Source organism: Mycobacterium sp. (genome assembly GCF_050701675.1).
Lineage (GTDB): Bacteria > Actinomycetota > Actinomycetes > Mycobacteriales > Mycobacteriaceae > Mycobacterium.
On record NZ_JBOGDD010000367.1, the window covers coordinates 1 to 2,492 of the forward strand.

A 2,492-nucleotide genomic window follows, 5' to 3' on the forward strand; every position below is an offset into this window, starting at 1 on the left:
GTGCGGCACTCGCGCCCGAGGTGGCCTCGCTGGTGCACGACTATCCGCTGCGCGAGCTGATCACCCGCGGCGAGCAGTACGGCGTGTGGGTGGATCGCCCGTTGGCGAGGTTCAGTGCGTGGTATGAGATCTTCCCCCGGTCGACCGGTGGTTGGGACAGCGAGGGCAACCCCGTGCACGGCACCTTCGCGACGGCCAGCAAGGCGCTGCCCCGCATCGCGAAGATGGGCTTCGACATCGTCTATCTGCCGCCTATCCATCCGATCGGCAAGGTGCACCGCAAGGGCCGCAACAACAGCGTGACCGCTGCGCCGAAGGACGTCGGGTCGCCGTGGGCGATCGGTAGCAGCAAGGGTGGCCACGACGCGGTCCATCCGAAGCTCGGCACCATCGACGACTTCGACGACTTCGTCACCGCTGCGAGGGATCAGGGGCTCGAGGTGGCCCTGGACCTGGCGCTGCAGTGTGCACCCGACCATCCGTGGGCCAAGGACCATCCCGAGTGGTTCACGGTACTTCCCGACGGCACGATCGCCTACGCCGAGAATCCACCGAAGAAGTACCAGGACATCTATCCGGTCAACTTCGACAACGACCCGGTCGGCATCTACCAGGAGGTCCTTCGGGTCGTCCGGTTCTGGGTCTCGCACGGCGTCAAGGTGTTCCGGGTCGACAACCCGCACACCAAGCCACCGAACTTCTGGGCGTGGCTGATCGGCGAAGTCAAGAACGACGATCCCGACGTGCTGTTCCTGGCAGAGGCGTTCACCCGGCCGGCCCGGTTGTTCGGGTTGGCGAAACTCGGCTACACGCAGTCGTATTCGTACTTCACCTGGCGCACCGCCAAGTGGGAGCTCGTCGAGTTCGGCGAGTCGATGGCCGAGCACGCCGACTACTCGCGGCAAAACCTGTGGCCCAATACGCCCGACATCCTGCACGAGAGCCTGCAGCACGGTGGTCCGGGAATGTTCGCCATCCGCGCCGTGATGGCTGCAACGATGAGTTCCGCCTGGGGCGTCTATTCCGGGTACGAGCTCTTCGAAGGGCAGGCCGTCCGCGAGGGCAGCGAGGAGTACCTCGATTCGGAGAAGTACGAGTTGCGGCCACGCGACTTCGAGGCTGCCCTGACCGCAGGTCGATCGCTGGAGCCGTTCCTGAGTCGGCTCAACGAGATTCGAAGGCTGCACCCCGCGTTGAGTGAACTGCGCACCATCAAGTTCCACGCGATCGACAATGATGCGCTGCTGGCCTACAGCAAGTTCGATCCGGTCACCGGCGACTGTGTCCTGGTGGTGGTGAGCCTCAACGCGTTCGGTCCAGAGGAGTCCACCCTTTGGCTCGACATGGAAGCACTCGGAATGGCCGATTACGACCGATTCTGGGTGCGCGACGAGATCACCGGCGACGAATACCAATGGGGGCAGGCGAATTACGTGCGCATCGACCCCGTGAGGTCCGTCGCCCACATCCTGAACATGCCGCAAATATCACACGAGAAGCGGCTTGAACTGCTGCGGAGGGAATGAGTTTCACATGACCCGCACGAACGACGTCACTAGCAAGTACCTGCGACCCGATCAGGCGGACCTCAACCGCCTGTTCGCCGGTGAGCATCACGACCCGCACTCCGTCCTTGGCGCACACGAGTACGCCGATCACACCGTGATCCGCGTCCTTCGACCATGGGCCACTGAGGTGGTCGCGCTGATCGGCGACGAGCGTTTTTCGTTCAGCCACGTCGAGGGCGCCTTGTTCGCCGTCGCGGTGCCGTTCACCGGCCTCATCGACTACCGCCTCGAAATCAGTTACGAGGGCGGCTCGCACACCACGGCGGATCCGTACCGCTTCCTCCCCACGCTCGGCGAGATCGACCTTCACCTGTTCGCCGAGGGGCGCCACGAGCGACTGTGGGAGATCCTGGGCGCCCACCCCCGCAGCTTCAAGACAGCGGACGGCGTGGTCGACGGCGTGTCATTCGCGGTCTGGGCACCAAACGCCAAGGGCGTCAGCTTGATCGGCGAGTTCAACCACTGGGAAGGCAGTTCCGCGCCGTTGCGCGTACTCGGTTCATCCGGCGTGTGGGAGGTCTTCTGGCCCGGTTTCCCCGCCGACGGCCTCTACAAGTTCAAGGTGCACGGCGCGGACGGCTCGGTGACGGAGCGTGCCGACCCGATGGCATTCGCCGCAGAGGTGCCGCCGGCGCGGGCGTCACGGGTGAACTCGAGTGACTACACGTGGAACGACGGCGACTGGATGAGCGCCCGCGCATTGAAGAACCCCGTCTTCGAACCGATGAGCACCTACGAGGTGCACCTGCTGTCGTGGCGGCCAGGGCTGACGTACCGCGAGCTCGCTGACCAACTCACCGAATACGTGTCGGAGCAGGGTTTCACACACGTCGAACTGCTACCCGTGGCCGAGCACCCGTTCGGCGGGTCCTGGGGCTACCAGGTGACGTCGTACTACGCGCCGACGTCACGCCTGGGCTCACC

2 protein-coding genes are annotated in these 2,492 nt (G+C 64.6%); both read left to right on the plus strand.

All coding sequences use genetic code 11. The annotated features are described in order from the left end of the window. The coding region (locus tag ACRDUX_RS10875) for an alpha-1,4-glucan--maltose-1-phosphate maltosyltransferase (RefSeq protein ID WP_526413734.1) at nucleotides 1-1,526 on the plus strand (1,526 nt) is incomplete at its 5' end. Nucleotides 1,527-1,533: 7 nt separating this feature from the next. Then, nucleotides 1,534-2,492, plus strand: a 959-nt coding sequence (locus ACRDUX_RS10880; protein WP_526413736.1) for a GlgB N-terminal domain-containing protein, incomplete at its 3' end; no start/stop codon positions are given.